Origin of the sequence: Streptomyces atratus, assembly GCF_040655115.1 — a bacterium.
In the GTDB taxonomy this organism is placed as follows: Bacteria; Actinomycetota; Actinomycetes; order Streptomycetales; family Streptomycetaceae; genus Streptomyces; species Streptomyces atratus_D.
The window spans coordinates 25,630-43,874 of sequence record NZ_JBFAJH010000047.1 but is presented as its reverse complement, the minus strand read 5'-3'; the positions used below and the strand labels follow the sequence as shown (position 1 = coordinate 43,874).

The following is an 18,245-nucleotide window of genomic DNA, read 5'->3' as shown; positions in this document are numbered from 1 at the left end:
GCGCCGACAGCGCGGGCTACCCGCTGACGAGTCCCATCACCGACTGCTGGCCGATCTGAGAGGACCCCCATGGCCGCCCACAAGATCACCACTGTCACCTTGGGTGAGGAGCCGATCACCATTGAGCAGTTCGTCGCGGTCGCCCGGCACGGCGCCCGGGTCGAGTTCGATGCGACGTATGTCGACCGAGTGCGCAAGTCCCGCGCGCTCGTGGAGCGCTTCCTGGCCGAGAACCGCTTGGTGTATGGGGTGACCACCGGATTCGGCGACAACGTCACGGAGGTGATCGCCCCGGCGGATGCCGAGCAACTGCAGCGCAATATTGTGCGCTCGCACGCCGTGTCGGTCGGTGAACCCCTGCCCACTGAGATCGTCCGCGCCATCGGGCTGATGGAACTGGTCGGCCTCGGCGAAGGCTATTCCGGCATCCGGCTCGAGACCCTGGAGCTGATCCGGCGGATGCTCAACGCCCGGGTCACGCCGCACGTACCCGGTGAGGGTTCCGTCGGCTACCTGGCCCCAGAGGCGCACATGGCTCTTGTGCTGCTGGGAGAGGGCCGGGCCTGGTATGGCGACGAACTGCTGCCCGGGGCCGAGGCGTTGAACCGGATCGGGGAGGAACCGACCCGGCTCGGCTGCAAGGAGGGTCTTTCACTCACCAACGGGACACACTCGGTCACCGCGATCGCCGTCCTGGCCGCCCATGACGCCGGCGTCGCGGCGGCCACCGCCGACATCGCCGCGAGCCTGTCGGTGCAGGCACTCAAGGGCACCGTTCGCGCCTACGACGCCCGGCTGCACGAGAGGAAGCGGCACCCCGAGCAGGCCGCGGTCGCCGAGAGCCTGCGGCGGCTGACCGAATCCAGCGCGCTCAGCGCCGAATTCCTCGACCATCGGCTCCAGGACGGCTTGGCCCTGCGCGCCGTTCCGCAGATGCACGGCGGTGCGAAGCGGACGCTCGCGCAGGCCCGGGAGGTCATCGTCGAGGAGCTGCACTCGGTGGGCGACAACCCGGTCATCCATCCCGAGGGCGAGGACGGGGTGGCGCTGATGGGGGCGAACTGCGACAGCACGTACGTCGGCATCCAGGCCGACTCCATGGTGAACGCGATAACGGTGCTGGCCAAGGTGTCCGAGCGCCGCACCGACCGCATGGTGAACAGCAACTTCAGCGAACTGCCCGCGTTCCTTACCCCCCGGCCGGGGCTGAACAGCGGCTACATGATCGCGCAGTACACGGCCGCCGCGCTGACCATGGAACTGCGCGGCATGGCGATGCCCGCATCCGCGGACAACGTCACCACCTCGGCCAATCAAGAGGACACGGTCAGCAACGCCTATCTGGCGGCGCTGAAGGCCTACCGGGCGGCGCGCAAGCTCGGCTACGTCGTAGCGATCGAGGTGATGTGCGCCGTGCAGGCGCTCGACCTGCTCGCGCCGCTCTCACCCTCGCCGGCCGCGGAGGCGCTGCGGGCCAGGATCCGGGAGACCGTTCCGACCGTCTACGAGGACCGGGTCTTCCACGCCGACATGGAGCACATCACCCACCTCGTGCGAAACGGGGAGTTGCTGCGGGTCGCCGAGGACGTGGTGGGCCCGCTGGGTCACTGAGGTCGGGCTGAGGACCGGCGGCGCGGTGCGTTATCCGCCCGCCGTCGACGGTCAACCTGACCTGAAAGGGCGAATCGTTAGCTAGAGGCCGCGAGGGGCGCCAGCCGTAGCTGGCGCCCCTCAGCACGTCCCTTCGGGGGTGGAGTCCGGATATGGGGAGCACGGGTACAAACCCCTGCTCGGCGAGATGCTGCGCCTGCGGGCCGCGGGCGAAGAGGCGGAACCGGAAGGCGCTACTGCGGATCTCGACGTGGAGCCGGTACGACTCGGCCCGGGTCGCGAGGGCCGCCTCGGAGTCAGGCGCCGTGCGCTGGTTTGTCCACCGGTCTCGGTGTGTACCAAGCCGGGGCAGTACGGCGCACTGGCCGATCTCCCGCATCGTGGGGGCCGCGAGGTCAGGCTGCCGGGCGCATAGGGCTCGTTCGGACCGCCCGTCGCGCAGCAGAGGTAGTCGGCCCGCAGGATCGGCAGTGTGGAGTTCCCGATCAAGGTGGCGCTGGCCCAGGCGGTCCCGAGGCTGCCCGAGGGGCCGGGGTGGTGGTTCGAGCCGAAGTTCGACGGTTCTCCAGACACTCAGATGTGTCTCACCTACTGGTGCCGTCGTTTCAGGAGCCTGTGCGCGAGGGTGGCCACGGGAGTCTGGAGCGCGTTCTTCGTCGTACACATGACGATGTGCGACCCGTTCCAGGTGAAGGCGATCGGTACGTTGCGCGGGGTTCTGTCCTTGGCGACGTAGGCCAGGCGGGTCACGTCACGGGCCAGCAGCTCCTGGCTGATCGGGCGGTTCAGAACCTCGATGATCTCGTTCGGCTGCATGGTTCGGTTTCTCCTTCTCAGCGCAGTTGCTCGGCCAGTCCGACGATGATGCCCTCCGGGCCGCGGATGTAGCAGAGCAGATAGCCGTCCTCGAACCGGGCGATCTCGCCGACAAGTTCGGCGCCGTGAGGGCACAGGCGGGCCACGGTGTCCTCGATGTCGTCGACGGCGAACATGACGCGGTGCGTGCCCAGAATGTTGTGCGGCCGGTTGCGCGGCCCGGCGCTGATCACCGCGGGGCTGCGGTACTTCGCCAGCTCGAGCCGGCTGTGACCGTCCGGGGTCCGGACCATCGCGATGTCACAGCGGACGCCGTCGAGTCCGGTGCACTGGTCGGCGAAGAGGCCCTCGACCTCCGCCCTGCCCTCCAGCTCCATACCGAGTTCCACGAAGAACGCGATGGTGGCATCCATGTCCTCGACGACGATGCCGACGTTGTCCATCCGCTGAATCGCCATGCTGGTTTCTCCTTCTTCCTCGTGCGGCCGGTGGTGGCCGCTGATGTCCCTGGGACGGAGCCGGTGGCACGTTCTCGACATCCTCAGACCGCCGAACTCCGAAAAATCTAGATCGCGCCTCAGCACCGCTACAGCAGACCCGCGAGCCAGGCGCCACCACCGAGGGTGAGTGCGGCGCAGGTGGCCGCTCCCATGAAGACGATCAGCCGCAGCATGCCGTCCCCGCTTTTCAATGCTTCCTCGACGATTCGCAGCGTGCGCGCTTGAGCATTGCGCCTCCCCAATTAATTCACGGTGCCGGGTCACCCTTGGCGGGTGGAGTTCCCCGTGCCGCCCGCCCTCGCCGCACCCGTCCGGGCCCCGCCGCGCGGCGCCGGCGCGAGCTGGGGGCCGCGCTGACCCCCGGCGGGCCCGAGCATCCGTGGACGGGAATGCAGATCAGCGCTGGATGGGGCTCTGGGAACAAGCTCCGGTACGTCACCGTCCAGCCGAACCTCGTCGCCGAGGTACGCGCTGACACAGCGGTCGACCGCGGCCGGCACCGGCACCCAGTGCGCTACCTGCGTATTCGGGATGACCTCACCCCTGGCGACATCACGGCGGCGGGGTGACCGATGCGTCGGCGCCTGATGTCTCATGAGACATCAGGAAGTCTGGAGAACGACGGGCACCGAGTTGTACTGCGGCGCACCGATGACACCGTGATTCTGTATGCCCCGTCCGGGAGGGTTGTCACGCCGTACTGGATGGACCTGGCCCTGGCCGGCATGGCGCTGCGGCCGGGCACGGTGCTGGACGGGGAGGCGGTGGTCTGGCGGGATGGGCGGCTCGATTTCGGAGCCGCTCAGTCGAGGGCCGCTTCGTCCGTGACCCGGGCCCGTGCGCTGGCCGCCCGGCACCCGGCCTCGTATGCCTGCTGGGACCTCGTGCAGCACCCCGCCCCGGCAATCGGTGACACCCGCACGCTCCGCCACACCACCACCGGCGCACACCACCTCCGAGCCGAGTACAGCCGCCGTTACGACGCTCTGCGTCGGCGCCTGACAGCCCTGGCCTTCGGCTTCGTCACCATGGCCTCAGAAAAGCGCCAGGCCCTCACTGCTGGTGTCCGCGATGACTGGCCGGAACCGGGCGGGGAGGCCGTCCAGGCGGTCGGGTCCGGCCTCAGCCGCCACGGCAGGGGCGGTCTCGGCGGGTCTGTACGGTGAACGGCTCTGTCCCGTAATCGGTGGTGACCGTACGTCACTGTGTGTCAGGCTGGGGCGTGCTTGAGGTCAATGCCCTTGTGGGTGTGGTGTTTTCGGGTCTGTCTGCCCTGGTCATCGAGGGTGTGGCGGATGAGGGTGAGCTGGTCCGGGTGGTGGCGCGTACCCGCGATGATCCGGTGCCGTGTCCGGTGTGCGGGACGCCGACCGGGCGGGTGCACGGCTTTCACGGCCGGACGGTGGCGGACGTGGCGGTACGCCACCATCGTGATCAACGCCGAGACCGGCGAGCGGATCGACGTACTCCCCGACCGCAGCGCGGACACCCTTGAGGCGTGGCTGCGCGAACATCCCGGCGCTGAGATCGTCTGCCGGGACGGCTCAGGCGCCTACGGCGAGGCCATACGCCGGGCCCTGCCCGCCGCGGTGCAGGTCAGCGACCGGTGGCACCTGTGGCACAACCTCTGCGACAAGGCCCTGGCCGAGGTCCGCTCCCACAGCTCCTGCTGGGCCACCGTCAACCCACCCCGCCCCGAGGGAGCACGCGGGCAGACCACCCGCGAACGCTGGCACCAGGTCCACGACCTCCTCGGCAAGGGCGTCGGCCTGCTCGAATGCGCCCGCCGCCCGAACCTCGCCCTCAACACCGTCAAGCGCTACGCCCGCACCCAGGAGCCCAACGCCCTGCGCCGGGCCCCGCAAGTACCGGCCCACCCTCGTCGACCCCTACCGCGACCACCTGCGCGCCCGCCGGGCCGCGGACCCCGCCGTCCCCGTGCTTCAGCTCTTCCGCGAGATCAAGGAACTGGGCTACACCGGCAGCCTCAATCTGCTCTACCGCTACATCACCCAGGGCCGGGCCGAGGGCGACCGGCCCGTCATCACCCCGCGCCGCCTCGCCCGCCTTCTCCTCACCCACCCCGACAACCTGCGGGACAAGGACGCCGAACTCCTGTGTGAACTCACCGCCGCCTACCCCGAGATGACCGAACTCGCGCGTCTCGTCAAGGAGTTCGCTGAACTCCTCACCCCCGCCACCGGCAACGACACCAAGCTCACCGAGTGGATCACAGCCGTCCGCGCCTGCAACCTGCCCCACCTGCACACCTTCGCGAACGGCCTCGAACTCGACCGCGCCGCGGTCAACGCCGGCCTCACTCACCCCCACCACAACGGCCGCACCGAGGGCGTCAACACACGCACCAAAAGGATCACGAGACAGATGCACGGCCGAGCCGGATTTCCCCTGCTCCGCCACCGCATCCTCCTCCAATGACCACCACATAGCGCTACCACCGATTACGGGACAGAGCCCGGTGAACGGTGTAACTCCCGATCTGGAAGCGATAGTTGATGGCTGACGTGATGAGTGACATCGAGGCCGGGGAGGCCGCCGCCTGCAACGCTCCGGTGACCCGAACCGGCCGTTCCACAAGGTCAGGGAGGTCGTGGCGGCCACGGGCGTCCTCAAAGGCCGGCGGCGGCGGGCTTTGGACTCCACCGTGCTGGACGACGCGGTCGCCACCCAGGACACCGTTACGCAACTGGTTGCCGCGATCCGCCGGGTCGGATCGCCCCGCACATCAGGTTCGACCAGCACCTGCAGTGCCGGCCGCAGACCCGGATCCAGATCCGCGACCCGCACCAGCAGTTGCGCTGCAACCGAATACGCCGCCGTCACAGCTCTGTGTCAGTCCATAGATCCAACAGGTTGTCGCCGAGGCCCGCACCGGGTTCGGCTGCGGCGTCGTGGAGGGATTGTTCGGTCCAGATGACCTTGCCGCAGGCGCCGTACCGGGTGCCCCAGCGCTGGGCGAACTGAGCGACGAGGAACAGCCCGCGGCCGCCCTCGTCCGTGGTGGCCACCTGCCGCAGGTGGGGGGAGGTGCTGGAGCCGTCGGCGACCTCGCAGATCAGGTGGTTGCGGTCGTTCAGCAGGCGCAGCCGGATGGGCTGGGTGCCGTATCGGATGGCGTTGGTGACCAGTTCGCTGACGATCAGCTCGGTGGTGAAAGCGACCTGGTCCAGGCCCCAGGTCTCCAGCTGGCGGGTGACGTCGGTACGGACGCGGGAGACGGCCGCCGGGTCGGAGGGCACCTCCCAGTCCGCAACCCGGGCCGGGTCCAGCAGGTGGGTCCGGGCCACCAGCAAGGCGATGTCGTCGCGGGGGCGCTCGGGGAGCATGGTGGCGAAGACGGTCTGGCAGGTGGCCTCCGGGGTGCGGTCCACACAATCGGCCAGGGCCGTGCGCAGCTGCTCGATTCCGGTGTCGAGGTCGCGGTCCCGGTCCTCGATCAGCCCGTCGGTGTAGAGGACCAGCTGACTGCCCTCGGACACAGTGAATTCGGCTGTCTCAAAGGGAAGGCTGCCGCCCAGGCCCAGCGGGGGACTGACGGGTACGTCCGGGAAGGTGACGGTGCCGTCGGGGTCGACCAGGGCGGGGCCGGGATGGCCGGACCGGGCCACAGTACATCGGCCGGAGACGGGATCGTAGATGGCGTACAGGCAGGTGGCCCCCGTGACCCCCTGGCCATCGGCCTCGTCGTGGTCGATGTGGGCGACCAGCTCGTCCAGGTGGCTCAGGAGTTCGTCCGGGGCCAGGTCCAGTGCGGAGAAGTTGTATACGGAGGTGCGCAGCCGACCCATGGTGGCGGCGGCGTGCAGGCCGTGGCCGACGACGTCGCCGACCACCAGGGCCACCCGGGTGCCGGGCAGGGGGATGACGTCGAACCAGTCGCCGCCTGCCCCGGCCTGGGCGGGCAGGTAGCGGTGGGCAGCCTCGACGGCGGTCTGCTCGGGCAGGGTGCGGGGCAGCAGGCTGCGCTGCAGAGTGGCCGCCAGGGTGTGCTCGCGGGTGTAGCGGCGGGCGTTGTCGATGCACAACGCAGCACGTCTGGCCAGCTCCTCGGAGAGGGAAAGGTCCTCCTCCCCGAAGGGAGGGGAGGCGTCCGCCCGCCAGAAGTTGGCCATCCCTAGCACCACCCCGCGGGCCTGCAGCGGCACCGAGATCAGGGAATGGATTCCGTACTCCAGCACCCGCCGCGCCCGCTCCGGATCCTGGGCCCGCCAGCCGTCGGAGTCGGCGAGGTCCGACTCCAGCACAGCGTGGCCGCCGGCCGCCCCGGCGGCGATGGGGTTGGTGGAGGCGAAGCGGATCAGCTCCCCCACGGGGTAGAGAGGCGGGTCGCCACGGACGCCGCTGACGGCGGTGCGGCGCATTTCGGTACTTGCCTCGGCCGGCTCCTCGCCACGCAGCACCGGATCCAGCAGCTCCACAGTGACGAAATCGGTGAACTGCGGGACGACCATCTCCGCCAGCTCCTCGGCGGTGCGCACCACATCCAGCGTGGTGCCGATCCGTACGCCCGCGTCGTAGAGCAACTGCAGGCGCTCACGGGCCACCTCGGCCCGGCCTGCGAGTGTGCGCAGTTCGGTGGTGTCGCGCAGCGTGGCCACGCTGCCGACCGGGCCGCCGTAGTGCTCGACGGGCCGGACGTTGACGGCCAGCAGCCGGTCGCCAGCCAGATGGACCTCGTCGGTGGCCGTCCGTCCCGAGGAAAGCAGCTCGGCGGCGCCCGGGGGCAGGCCGAGGTCGGTGATCTGGCGCTGCTCCGCGTCCGCCGGCAGCTCCAGCAGCCGCCGCGCCTCGTCGTTGGCCAGCAGCAGCCGCCCGTCACCGCCGACGATGAGCACGCCCTCGCGCACCGCATGCAGCACCGCGTCATGATGCTCGTACATGCGAGTCATCTCGGCGGGGCCCAGTCCGCGGGTCTGGCGCAGCAGCCGCCGGCCAATCAGCGCCGACCCGCCCGCGACCAGGGCGACCGCGCCGCCCGCGGCGCCAAAGAGCACCGGAAGCTGCCCGGCCACCGCTTCGTTCACCTTCTTGACCTTGATCTCGGGGGACACGACGCCGGCGACCGAGCCGTCGGGCCGGAAGACGGGGACCTCCGCGAAGACCGAAACGCCCAGCGGAGTCACCTCGGAGTCCGTGAGGGCCGTGCCCCTCACCGCCTTCCGGTAGGGGTCGCCCTTGACTACGTGTTTCCCGATCCGATGCGGGTCGGGGTGGGTGTACCGGATCCCGTCCGTGCTGATGACCACGATGGCGTCGACGCCGGACCGCTTCTGGGCCCTCTCGGTGAATGGTTGCAGTACCGCGCTCGGATCGCGGCTGTCCAGCGCCTGCACGATCCCGGGGGAGTTCGCGAACGCCTCGGCGACGGAAAGCACCTTGTCGCGGGCATTCTCTGTCCCTTGGTGCCGGGCCTGGACCGCCAGCGTCACCACCATCGCGGCCACGAGCAGCACCACGACCGCCAGCTGCAGGAGGAACACCTGACCGGCGACGCTCCGCGCGCTCACCAGGGAGCGCAGGCGCCGCCCGGGCGACCGGTGCTGGATCTCCCGTTCGTTCGCGGGACGAGTCGGCTGCTCCGTTCCCGGACGCGGAACCTCACGCCGTCTCCGCGCACGCCAACCAGCGAACCGACGGGCGAGCTGTCGGCGCGCAGTGCGCCGGGGCGGCCAGGGCGTGGTCATCTTCGGCCTCGTATTCGTGGTGCGGATTCGGGAGCGGGCCGCCAGAGCGCTGTGCGGCGGCCCGCCGAATATGGTTTATGGCAGGCCCGAAATTCGACTGTGCCAGAACCGGAAATCTATTGACTGGACGTGCGTAAAATCCGCACGCAGGCCAGCGGCGCTGGTGCCCCATTCCGTGAAATACGACTCAGTGATGACCCCCGCGACGATCGGATGCAGCTCCTCCTCCATCGCACCATCCTCCCGAAGCTGGAGGATCTGCGCGGCGTAGGTGGGTGAGATCGGCGTGGTGATGGTGCGCTCGCGGCCGTCGTCCGAGCTGCCCTTGCAAACGAATCCGAAGTACGCCGTCACCTCTACCATCATGCCGCTGGAGGTGGCTGCCTGCTCGCGCGCCTGTGCCCTGACCTGCGGTTGCCACTCAGATTCGGTTGCCTACACCAGGCGGCCTGGAGCCGCTTCTGAGGCTTGGTCAGCTTCCCAGCGCGGTGAACCAGGGCGCGGCCTTGCGCGGGTCTTTGAGGCGCAGCAGCGAGGCGTAGGCGAACAGGATGCGGTGGGCGGGGCGGTTGTCGGTGTCGCCGTAGAGCAGGACGTCCCTGAAGGGGTACGGGAGGGACTGCTGGAGGACGCAGACGCCGGCGGCCGCCCATGCCAGGGCTGTGGTGAGGTCGCCAGTGCCGTTTTCGGCGTCGGTGAAGTCGCCTTCGTCTTCGAGGCCGGCGTACTCGTAGGCGAAGGTGGCGTAGGAGTCGAGATCGCGGGGGTGCAGCAGGCGGCCGCCGATCGTCACGTTGGCCTTCTCGTACGCTGCGTCGTGTTCCTCGCTGGACTCCTCATCCGGGGTCCAGATCCGCTCCATCCTCCACTCCCGCCGCGGCGGCAGAGCAGCGATCTTCTTCTCCAGCGGAGACAGGCCACCCGGCTCATCGGCGAACTCGGCGTAGTGCGCGGCCGAGTCGAACAGGTACGCCTGCGACTCCTGTGTCCACGTAAGCAGCGGTCGGTCCAGTTTCTTCAGCGCCTTCGCAGCCGCCTTCCCGGTCGGCGCGAGCCACGGCATCACGCCCTCCAGCGCGGCCTTGGCATCCTTTTTCTCCAGCCCCATCCACATGGCTGTCAGTGTCCCCCGTCCCGTGGACGGGCGGGGCAGAAGGCCGGAGGCTTCACCAGTACGAGGCGCGGCAGGATCCTCGGATCCTTTGGCTGGCGGGTGTGCCGGGCGGTGCCTTGCGTTGGTGCCGTGGAGCAGGACTTCGCCGGCGTCCGTCGGCGCGGTGCCGTCAGGGACGGTTCAGTCGCGGTGGCGTTTCGTGTGCGTGCACGGGTGTATCGGAGGGCAATGGTTGCTGTCAGTCGTATGCCGATACCGGTCAGTTGGGTGCTGAAGGGCTGGGATACCTGAGACCAGGGCGGCAAGCCGTGCTGTCCAGTATTCGGCGGAGAGGGGCCACACATGCCGGGAAGCCGTGGCGAGGATCCCGTAGATAGTCCGTGGCAGTGTTCCCGCAGGCGTCGGGGCGGGCGGCGGCGATGCCCCGGCTGCTGGACCTCGACGGGCGTGGAGAGCTGACGGCCACGCATGTGCGCCTGGTGGCACGGGCGTTGGGGAAGTCGGAGCGGACGGTGTGGCGGTGGCTGGCCGCTGCCCGGGAGGATCATCGCCTCGCCCGGATGGAGTCGTCCCATTTCACGGTCACCACGGAAGTCCGGCGGCTGCTGGCGCTGTGGGGCGGTAACGCCTCCCGGGTCCACGCCGAGCTGGTGCAGCGGGCGGCCGACGATCCGGAAGCGCCCGCGGTGCCGTCGCTCTCCACGTTGCACCGGGCGATCCGCCGGGACCTGACCCGCGGGGAACGGGCCGGCCTCAAGAGCGGGGAAGCGGCGCGGGGCGCGCATGACGTCTTCGGGCAGCGGCCGGCGACGCACCGCAACGCGGTGTGGGAGGGCGACCACAAGCACGTGCCCGTCGGGGTCGATGTGGAGGGTGAGCTGGCCACTTCGTGGGTGACCTGGTTCATCGACTGCGCCACCAAGGCAATCACCGGGGTGGCGGTCACCGCGCCCGCGCCGAGCCGGGACGCGGTGCTGGCGTCCTGGCGCATTGCGATTACCCGCACCGAGCCGTTCGGGCCGGTGGGCGGGCTGCCCGGTCAGATCCGGGTCAATCGCGGCAAGGAGTTCCTGTGCGCGACGGTCACCGCGGCGATGGGCGCGCTCGCCGTCCCCGTGACCGATCTGCCCGCCTACACCCCGCATCTGAAGGGCACCATCGAGGCGCTGAACGACGCGGTGGAGGAGATGTTCCTCGTCTCACTCCCCTGCTACACCGGCCGCCAGAAACTCACCGGCGGCCATCTCGCCGACCCCGACGCCCCGCCCCTGACCTACGAGGCGTTCGTGGGCCTGCTGCTGGACTGGGTGGCCTGGTGGAACACCTGCCACCACCCGTCCGCGTTGAACGGGAAAACCCCCGTCGAGGCGTGGCAGGCCGACGCGACACCGCTGACGGATGTGTCCGCCGGGCAGCTGGCGACGTTCGCGCTGGAGGACGACGGCCGTACGTACACGATCAGCACCAGCGGGGTGCGGTGGCGCCGCCGGGACTACCTCGCCCCCTGGATGAACGGCCGTACCGGCACCAAAATCTCGGTACGGCACCTGCCCCACCACGACGACACCCTTGAAGTCTTCGACGCCGCGACCGGCCGCCACCTCGGATCGGCCTTCCTGGCCGCCGCCGCGAGCAGGGAGCAGATCCGCTCCGTCCAAGCCGCACGCACCGCGGCCGCCCGCCGGCTCAAAGCCGATCTGAAAGCCGCGGAGAAACTACGCCGCCGGCGCTTCGAAGCCTCCACCACCGCCGCCCCGCCCCGTCCTCTCACCTCCCCGTCCTCCGCGCAGGCCGAAGCGGAGCTGGGCGCAGCAGCGCAGACGAACCGCCGTGCGCTGGCCCGTCCCGACTTCATTCCGCACGGCCCCGCGCCCGAGACGTGGGCCCGCCCCAGGCCACCACGCACGCCCACCCCTGATGAGGACCAAGACTGATGATCGCTGACCTGGACTACGGACTGCTGCCCGACGAGAGCGAAGACCACTTCCTCGGCCTGGAGCAGGCACAGCTCGTGGGCACCGGCACGCTGCTGACCACGCGGGACAACATCGAGGCCGTCATCGAGGCCAAGGCCATGATGTGCGTCTACGGGCCCGCCGGATCCGGCAAGACGATGTCGGTGAACTCGGCCCTGCGCCACCTCGCCCCGGACATCACCCACCGCTTGGAACTGCGGGCCGGACCGACCCCGCGCGACATCCGGCATGGTCTCTTCCAGGCCCTGGGGCTGCCGGGTGGACCGCCGGCCCGTCCGATCGAGTTCGACACCCTGCTCAAGGAGGCGCTCGCCGAGGAGTTCCGGGTCCTGGTCTGCGACGAGGCGCAGTGGATGAAGAAGACCGGGTTCGAGTTCTGGCGCCATCTGTGGGACGACAAACGCACCAACATCGCGGTGATCTTCGCCGGGGGTGACGGCTGCTACAAGGTCCTGCGCCGCGAACCGATGCTGGCTTCCAGGATCTTCATCTGGCAGGAATTCACCCGCATGTCCAAGGACGAAGTACGGGCCACGATCCCCGCCTTCCACCCCGTCTGGGCAGACGTCGACACCGCGCTGATCGACGCGATCGACAAACAGGCCGCCCGCGGCAGCTTCCGCAACTGGGCCAACATCGCCACCCACATCCCCGCCGGCATGAAGAAACTGAACCTCAAGAAAGTCGACGAAGACCTCGTACGCTGGGTCTACAGCAAAATCGGCGGCATGTAGTGACCGCCGTTGTCCTCCCGGCCGTCACTGTCCTCATCGACAAAGACGACCAATGCTGCCTATAAGGACTGTCCGGTAAATGTGGTCACACCGGCACCGCTCGCCGGGTATCGGTGGATGATCGGTGTCATGGATGCCGGCGCAGTGGCGTGGTTGGGGGCGGGGGCTGCTCTCCGGCGGTGGAGTACCCGGAAGGGGAGGGTCCAGGCAGGCCAGGCCGATCTCGTTGAAGCGGGGGATCACATCGCGCACGGTGTCCTCGTCGGCCTGCACCCGCTGGGCGATCACCGGGACACGGTTCCCGGTCGAGGCCGGCAGCATCGTCGCGCGCCGGTACCGCACCGTGCTGGTGCTGCCCCGGCGCACGATCTGCTGCAGTCGATGCCCCTCCTGGTCGGTCGGTCTGCGCGCACGGACGGGCTCGGCCACCGCGCCTCTCCAGCGGTCGGATCGGACGGCACCGCACCTCCACCCGTCACGGCTGCCAACCCGGCGAACCTATGCGGTCATAGCACCAGCGCGTCAGCGAGCGGACTGGCGGCTGTTGTCGTCGGTCGGGCAGGGGTGGTCAATGAAGGAGATTGCGGGCTTCGAGCGCGTCGGGGACCTGCTTGCCGGTCGATGGTGGTTCGTCATTTCTTCCGTTCGGCGCCGATGGTGGTGTCGGGACCGTGGCCGGTGTGCACCACGGTGTCGTCCGGCAAGGTGAGGAGTCGGTCACGGATCGAGGCGCGGATGGTGTCGTGGCCGCTGTAGGAACGGCCTGTCGCGCCGGGGCCGCCCTGGAAGAGGGTGTCGCCGGTGAACACGCATCCGAGTTCCTTGGAGCGGAAGCAGACCGCCCCTGGTGCGTGCCCCGGGGTGTGGATCACCTCCAGGAGCACGTCCCCGACCTCGATGACCTGCCCGTCGGCGAGATCGACGTCCCACCGTTCGGTCGGATGGGTCAGCTGCCACAGTGGCCGGTCGTGGGGGTGGAGGAAGATCGGCGCCTGGGTCTGCTGCTGCAGCCGTGGCGCCACCCGGACGTGGTCGTCGTGGGCATGGGTGCAAAGGATCGCCTTGACCCTGCGGGCGCCGACCACAGCGAGAATCCGGTCCACGTCGTGAGGTGTATCGATCACGACGCATTCTTGGTCGTCGCCGACCACCCATACGTTGTTGTCGACCTCGAAGACCTGGCCGTCGAGGCTGAATGTGCCGCTTGCGGTGGTGTGGTTTACCCGGGTGCGCGTCACAGGACGACCACTGAACGCAGCACCTCGCCGCGGCCCATCCGTGCGAAAGCCTCCTCGATGTCGTCCAGGCCGATTCGCTCGGTGACGAAGGCATCCAGATCCAACCGCCCCTGCTGGTAAAGGTCCACCAGCATCGGGAAGTCCCGCGAGGGCAGGCAATCGCCGTACCAGCTCGACTTCAACGCCCCACCGCGACCGAACACGTCCAACAGCGGTACGTCGGGAATCCGCGTGTCCGGAGTCGGTACCCCGACCAGCACCACCGTGCCGCCCAGGTCCCGAGCGTAGAACGCCTGCCGCCAGGTCTCCGGGCGCCCGACAGCGTCGATGGTCACGTCTGCCCCGCAGCCATCGGTCAGCTCTCGGATCGCCTTCACCGGATCGGTCGCCGCACCGTTGATCGTGTCGGTGGCGCCCATCGACGACGCCCACTTCAGCTTCCGGTCGTCCACGTCCACCGCGATCACCTTCGCGGCGCCGGCGAGCCGGGCCCCCATCACCGCCGCGGATCCGACACCGCCGCAGCCGATGACGGCTACCGACTGACCGCGGGTCACCTGACCGGTGTTGATTGCCGCGCCGATGCCGGCCATCACCCCGCACCCCAGCAGCCCGACTGCGGCCGGGTCGGCGGCCGGGTTCACCTTGGTGCACTGGCCGGCGGCCACCAAGGTCTTCTCCGCGAACGCCCCGATGCCCAGCGCCGGGGTGAGTTCTGCACCGGCATCCGGGTCGCCGTCGGCCAGCGTCATCTTCTGCGTGGCGTTGTGGGTGGCGAAGCAGTTCCACGGCTGACCGCGGCCGCACGCACGGCACTGACCGCACACCGCACGCCAGTTGAGGATCACGAAGTCCCCTGGCGCCACCCCGTTCACCCCCTCGCCGACCGCCTCGACCACGCCTGCCGCCTCATGCCCGAGCAGGAACGGGAAGTCGTTGTTGATCGCGCCCTCCCGGTAGTGCAGATCGGTGTGGCACACCCCGCAGGCCTGCACCTTCACCAGCGCCTCGCCGGGCCCAGGATCGGGGACGTTGACCCGGACCACCTCGAGGGGCCGGTCCTGACCCCGCGCGACGACTGCCTTCACTTGTTGCATGTGTGCTCCCGTGTTGAAAAGTTCGATCCTTCGGCGCCGCTGTGCCGGCCTGTCACCCGCCCCGGAATGGCCGCCCATCAGCGCGGCCTGGAGGAATGCAACCCTCAGGCCTGCGCCCACCTGGGCAGGCAGGACCCGGCCAGTAGCTGGGCGAGGCGAATCGTGAGGGCAGCCCGGGTGAGCCCTGCGGATTCAACAGGCCCCACCCCGGCACGGTGGCTGCAAAGCAGCGGCCTCAGGTCAACCACGCTCTCCTCTGCGGCTGCCTGAGCCGTCCGATTCGTTCCCCCGCCAGTGCTGGCCCCGTAGACGCGGTCACGGCTTCGCTCCGATCGAGCCTCACTGGCCCGTGTGGCCTTCTCCCATGCTTCGGGCGCAATGACCGCAGACCGATCGGCGTACGACCGGAGAGATCAACTGTGATGGCGGACGCACGATCCGACTCCTCAGGCCTACCAGTGAGAGGGGTCCAGTGAGAGGGGTCACTCCCGCAGCTCACGCTGCGGGAGTGACCTCGTCTAGGCGGTGCGGCCGTAGAACAGTTCCTGGGTCAGTTGGTTGAGCTTGTCTCCGGGCTTCGCCGAGTACGCCAGTACGGCGTTGATGCGAACCTCATCGGCTTCGATCGGCGAGACCCGATGAAGGGAGTACTGCCCCCGGAACATGCTGAGAGTTCCCGGGGCGTTGTAGAGCTTGATCCTGCCCGGCAGGTCGCCCTGCAGGGCCGACGTCACGTCGGACTTGTTCTCGTCGTCCGCGCTGCGGAGATGGTGGTGGTACTCGTAGTCCCCTCCGACCGTGGAGGGCTGAAGCATGAGGGTCACTGCGAACGGCGATCGGTCGAAGTGCCAGCCGAGCTCGTCCCCCTTCTCGAACAGCATGAGCGAGGCGGCGCCGAGCGGGTCGGCGTACGGGTGGAACTCAGGCATGCCGAGGGCCTCGCCCAGGAACCTGGTGAGGTCATCGCACTCGTAGGCGATGCGGAGGGGTGAGCTGGGGCCGATCAGGTCCCAGGCAATCGCCGACTTTGAGCTGTGCTGCAGCGCTGCGGCCGGATCGTTTTCTGACGGTTCGTCAGGCACGGGCTCGAAGTACACGTTGTGCGTGTCGTCGGTCCGGTAGGCCACGCCGTGCTTCTCGAGCGCCTCCGTGATAAGAAGCTCCACAGCCTCGGGGCGGACAAAGCCGGGCAGCTGACACGCGCCCTCGAACGCGAGCGACGCACGGCAGAAGGCCACAAGAGCTCGGCCCCTCGGGCTGTCGAGCTTGTCGATGGGGTAGCGATCAAGGTCGATCACCTGCTCTACGGCGGTGATCAGAGAGGACCCACTCATGGGGACGCCTCCTTCCTGGTCGGAACGATGTCGCGACAAGACTGGCCCCTGCTGGCCGATAAGCACCAGCGAGCGTAAGTTGTGGGGGTCATAAATTTCCCTTATGGAGGAACGTTGACTACTCCTTTGTGGGCCCGGCTTGATCTACGCTATTTCGTGACGCTGAGGCAGGTGGCGCGGTCGGGTTCTTTCACGGAGGCTGCAGCCGAACTCGGATACACGCAATCCGCAGTGAGCCAGCAGATCAGGCGGCTGGAATCGGTGATCAAGCACCGCGTCATCAATCGTTCGGTCGGCGGAAAATCTGTATCTCTGACTCCGGCCGGAAGGATACTTCTTCACCATGCCGAGTCCTTGACGGCAACCCTGCAGAGGGCCGCTACCGATATCGAGGCGCTTTCTTCGGGGTCGGCCGGAATCCTGCGCGTCGGTTGCTACGAGAGCGTGGGGGCACATCTCATACCGTCGGTCCTGGCCGGCTATCAAAAGCAATTCCCCCGGGTACAAGTCGTTCTCACCGAGCTACCGGACGACGGGGAGCTGCTTGAGCGCGTAGAGCGCCACGACCTTGATCTGACATTCGTGGTCTTCCCTCTCCCGGATGGCCCCTTCCAGACTCAAGCGCTCCTGAGGGACCCGTACGTCCTGGTGACTGCCTCGCACTCGCCGGTAGCCTCGAGCGTGGAACCGATCGATCTCGACGAGAACACAGATCTGCCTCTGATGTCGTACGGCGAACTCCGGTCGGCTCACACGATCGAAACGCGCTTGGGTCGACCGGCCTACAGGGACCGAGTGGTCTTTCGGAGCAATCACAACTCCACTCTTCTCAGCCTCGCTGCCCAAGGCTACGCAGCCGCAGTGATGCCATGGCTCGGAATCGACCACTCCCGGGACGACCTATGCGTGCGTCAGCTGGCCAAGGTCAGTCCGCGCATCGTCGGGATCGCCTGGCATCGGAATCGACCGCTGTCGGACGCGGCTTCCGGATTCATCCACGAGTCGCGAGTGGCCGCCTCAGAGCTGGAAGCCCGAATGCCGAAGACATTGGGTTTCGAGTAGTTTCGAGTACTGAGCGTGAACTCGTAGTGCCGTAGGAGCTGGCGACTTCCTGTCCGTGCAATATCACCGGCGCATGCGGTATCCACTGCTCGCGGCAGCACCCGCGATCGCCGGGTACTTCCTCCCCCCAGTTGTCAGCGAACTCGGCGAACCGCTCCGGAGCAGCCTCCTCGGTCGCCGCGGTGCAGAGGGGCTTGAGCATCTTCGCGATCTTGTCCCAGTCCCGGCGGGCGCCATGGCGGGAGAAGTTCTGCATCAGGTGCACCACGCAGGTCCGCACGGCGGTGCGCGGCCAGACGGACTCGACCGCCTCGGGCAGCCCCTTGAACCTGCCGCAGAACTGCATCTGGACGTCGTTCCCGCCGCGGTTCTTGATCTCGGTGAGGATGTGCGGCCAGTGCTTGGCGCCCTCACCGCCGTCACCGGCCCGCAAGCCCGAGGATTCTCCGCCGGCCGCCGGCGGTGACCGTCAGGGCCGCGCATGCGGGCCGGTTGGCCACTGCACCATCGCGGATCTGCGTGTGGATCGCGTCGAGGAAGAGCACCGGGCAGCCGGCGTGCGGGGGTCGGTTCCGCTGCTCGGCCCTGTCGTCGAGGACCTTGTCGGTGGTCGTGGAGATGGTCTGGCGGGAGACGTCGGCGCCGCAGACCTGCGCCAGGTGGGCTTGGACGTCGCGGTTCGTCAGGCCCTTCGCTGCAAGGGAGATGACCATCTCGTGCACGCCGGACAGGTGCTTCAGGCCCGCTCACCGGGCTCCTTGTCGGGCTGCGCGCCCGCTTGCGCGGGGCCGAGGCCGGGTGTGCGGCAAAGCCGGCGGCCGCGGGGAGCCGCCTGAGTGACCGGCCAATACCCGCTGCGCCAGGCCCCGCGACCGCAGCTTCCTGTGCAGACCATCGTTGTGGACCAGGCCTCGCGGGAGTTGTGCGCCCAGCTCTGACCTGCGCATCGATGTACCGATACGCAAGGCGTGACGCGGCGGCACACACCGGTCGCGGGCGAGTCGGCGGTGGAGCGTCAGCCGGCCGGCGCCCGCTGCGCGCATCAGTGCCGGGGGCGC

The 18,245-nt window shown here is 68.6% G+C and carries 13 protein-coding genes and 5 pseudogenes; 7 read left to right on the top strand and 11 right to left on the bottom strand.

The window, feature by feature from the left end; translation table 11 throughout:
• Positions 1-69: 69 nt before the first annotated feature.
• Positions 70-1,611, top strand: a complete 1,542-nt coding sequence (locus tag AB0I23_RS33055; protein ID WP_359114880.1) for an HAL/PAL/TAL family ammonia-lyase — start codon at positions 70-72, stop codon at positions 1,609-1,611.
• Between the two features lie 588 nt (positions 1,612-2,199).
• Here AB0I23_RS33055 and AB0I23_RS33050 read toward each other — a convergent pair.
• Both AB0I23_RS33050 and AB0I23_RS33045 read right to left on the bottom strand, forming a co-directional pair.
• Positions 2,200-2,427, bottom strand: a complete 228-nt coding sequence (locus AB0I23_RS33050; protein ID WP_359114878.1) for a hypothetical protein — start codon at positions 2,425-2,427, stop codon at positions 2,200-2,202.
• 17 nt (positions 2,428-2,444) lie between these two features.
• Positions 2,445-2,885, bottom strand: coding sequence for a VOC family protein (locus tag AB0I23_RS33045; RefSeq protein WP_359114876.1), 441 nt, complete (start codon positions 2,883-2,885; stop codon positions 2,445-2,447).
• A 701-nt stretch (positions 2,886-3,586) separates the two neighbouring features.
• Between AB0I23_RS33045 and AB0I23_RS33040 the strand changes: the two genes are divergently transcribed.
• The 3 genes and pseudogenes from AB0I23_RS33040 to AB0I23_RS33030 all read left to right on the top strand — a co-directional run.
• Positions 3,587-4,093, top strand: a complete 507-nt coding sequence (locus tag AB0I23_RS33040) for a hypothetical protein (RefSeq protein WP_359114873.1) — start codon at positions 3,587-3,589, stop codon at positions 4,091-4,093.
• A gap of 56 nt (positions 4,094-4,149) precedes the next feature.
• Positions 4,150-5,366: pseudogene (locus AB0I23_RS33035) on the top strand (ISL3 family transposase).
• Positions 5,367-5,481: 115 nt separating this feature from the next.
• Positions 5,482-5,658: pseudogene (locus tag AB0I23_RS33030) on the top strand (IS5/IS1182 family transposase); the annotation flags it as partial.
• Between the two features lie 109 nt (positions 5,659-5,767).
• On the opposite strand, the gene AB0I23_RS33025 reads toward AB0I23_RS33030, so the two are convergent.
• The 3 genes and pseudogenes from AB0I23_RS33025 to AB0I23_RS33015 all read right to left on the bottom strand — a co-directional run bounded on the left by AB0I23_RS33025 (position 5,768) and on the right by AB0I23_RS33015 (position 9,740).
• Positions 5,768-8,458: a SpoIIE family protein phosphatase gene (locus tag AB0I23_RS33025; RefSeq protein ID WP_359114940.1), complete on the bottom strand. Its 2,691-nt coding sequence runs from the start codon at positions 8,456-8,458 to the stop codon at positions 5,768-5,770.
• 249 nt (positions 8,459-8,707) lie between these two features.
• Positions 8,708-9,001 (bottom strand): annotated as a pseudogene (locus AB0I23_RS33020) (telomere-protecting terminal protein Tpg); the annotation flags it as partial.
• Positions 9,002-9,104: 103 nt separating this feature from the next.
• Positions 9,105-9,740, bottom strand: coding sequence for a hypothetical protein (locus tag AB0I23_RS33015; RefSeq protein ID WP_359114870.1), 636 nt, complete (start codon positions 9,738-9,740; stop codon positions 9,105-9,107).
• Positions 9,741-10,165: 425 nt separating this feature from the next.
• On the opposite strand from AB0I23_RS33015, the gene AB0I23_RS33010 reads away from it, so the two are divergent.
• On the top strand, positions 10,166-11,680 hold the full coding sequence (locus tag AB0I23_RS33010) for a Mu transposase C-terminal domain-containing protein (RefSeq protein ID WP_436847041.1): 1,515 nt from the start codon (positions 10,166-10,168) through the stop codon (positions 11,678-11,680).
• Positions 11,680-12,456 (top strand): ATP-binding protein, encoded by a 777-nt coding sequence (locus AB0I23_RS33005; RefSeq protein ID WP_359114864.1) that lies wholly within the window; start codon positions 11,680-11,682, stop codon positions 12,454-12,456. The genes AB0I23_RS33010 and AB0I23_RS33005 overlap by 1 nt, the downstream gene beginning before the upstream one ends.
• Positions 12,457-12,609: 153 nt before the next feature.
• On the opposite strand, the pseudogene AB0I23_RS33000 reads toward AB0I23_RS33005, so the two are convergent.
• The 5 genes and pseudogenes from AB0I23_RS33000 to AB0I23_RS32980 all read right to left on the bottom strand — a co-directional run.
• Positions 12,610-12,885, bottom strand: a pseudogene (locus AB0I23_RS33000) (helix-turn-helix domain-containing protein); the annotation flags it as partial.
• 203 nt (positions 12,886-13,088) lie between these two features.
• Positions 13,089-13,694, bottom strand: a complete 606-nt coding sequence (locus AB0I23_RS32995) for an MBL fold metallo-hydrolase (protein ID WP_359114859.1) — start codon at positions 13,692-13,694, stop codon at positions 13,089-13,091.
• A complete protein-coding gene (locus tag AB0I23_RS32990) occupies positions 13,691-14,791 on the bottom strand; it encodes an S-(hydroxymethyl)mycothiol dehydrogenase (RefSeq protein WP_359114857.1) in 1,101 nt (366 codons plus the stop codon). The genes AB0I23_RS32995 and AB0I23_RS32990 overlap by 4 nt, the downstream gene beginning before the upstream one ends.
• 104 nt (positions 14,792-14,895) lie before the next feature.
• A complete protein-coding gene (locus tag AB0I23_RS32985) occupies positions 14,896-15,171 on the bottom strand; it encodes an aromatic amino acid lyase (protein WP_359114938.1) in 276 nt (91 codons plus the stop codon).
• 138 nt (positions 15,172-15,309) lie between these two features.
• Positions 15,310-16,125 carry a HalD/BesD family halogenase gene (locus AB0I23_RS32980; protein WP_359114854.1) on the bottom strand — a complete coding sequence of 272 codons (816 nt, stop codon included), beginning with the start codon at positions 16,123-16,125 and terminating at the stop codon, positions 15,310-15,312.
• A gap of 81 nt (positions 16,126-16,206) precedes the next feature.
• Here AB0I23_RS32980 and AB0I23_RS32975 point away from each other — a divergent pair, with 81 nt between their 5' ends.
• Positions 16,207-17,187, top strand: coding sequence for a LysR family transcriptional regulator (locus tag AB0I23_RS32975; RefSeq protein WP_359114851.1), 981 nt, complete (start codon positions 16,207-16,209; stop codon positions 17,185-17,187).
• Between the two features lie 117 nt (positions 17,188-17,304).
• Here the strand turns inward: AB0I23_RS32975 and AB0I23_RS41820 are convergent.
• Positions 17,305-17,924: pseudogene (locus tag AB0I23_RS41820) on the bottom strand (IS256 family transposase); the annotation flags it as partial.
• Between the last annotated feature and the right edge of the window lie 321 nt (positions 17,925-18,245).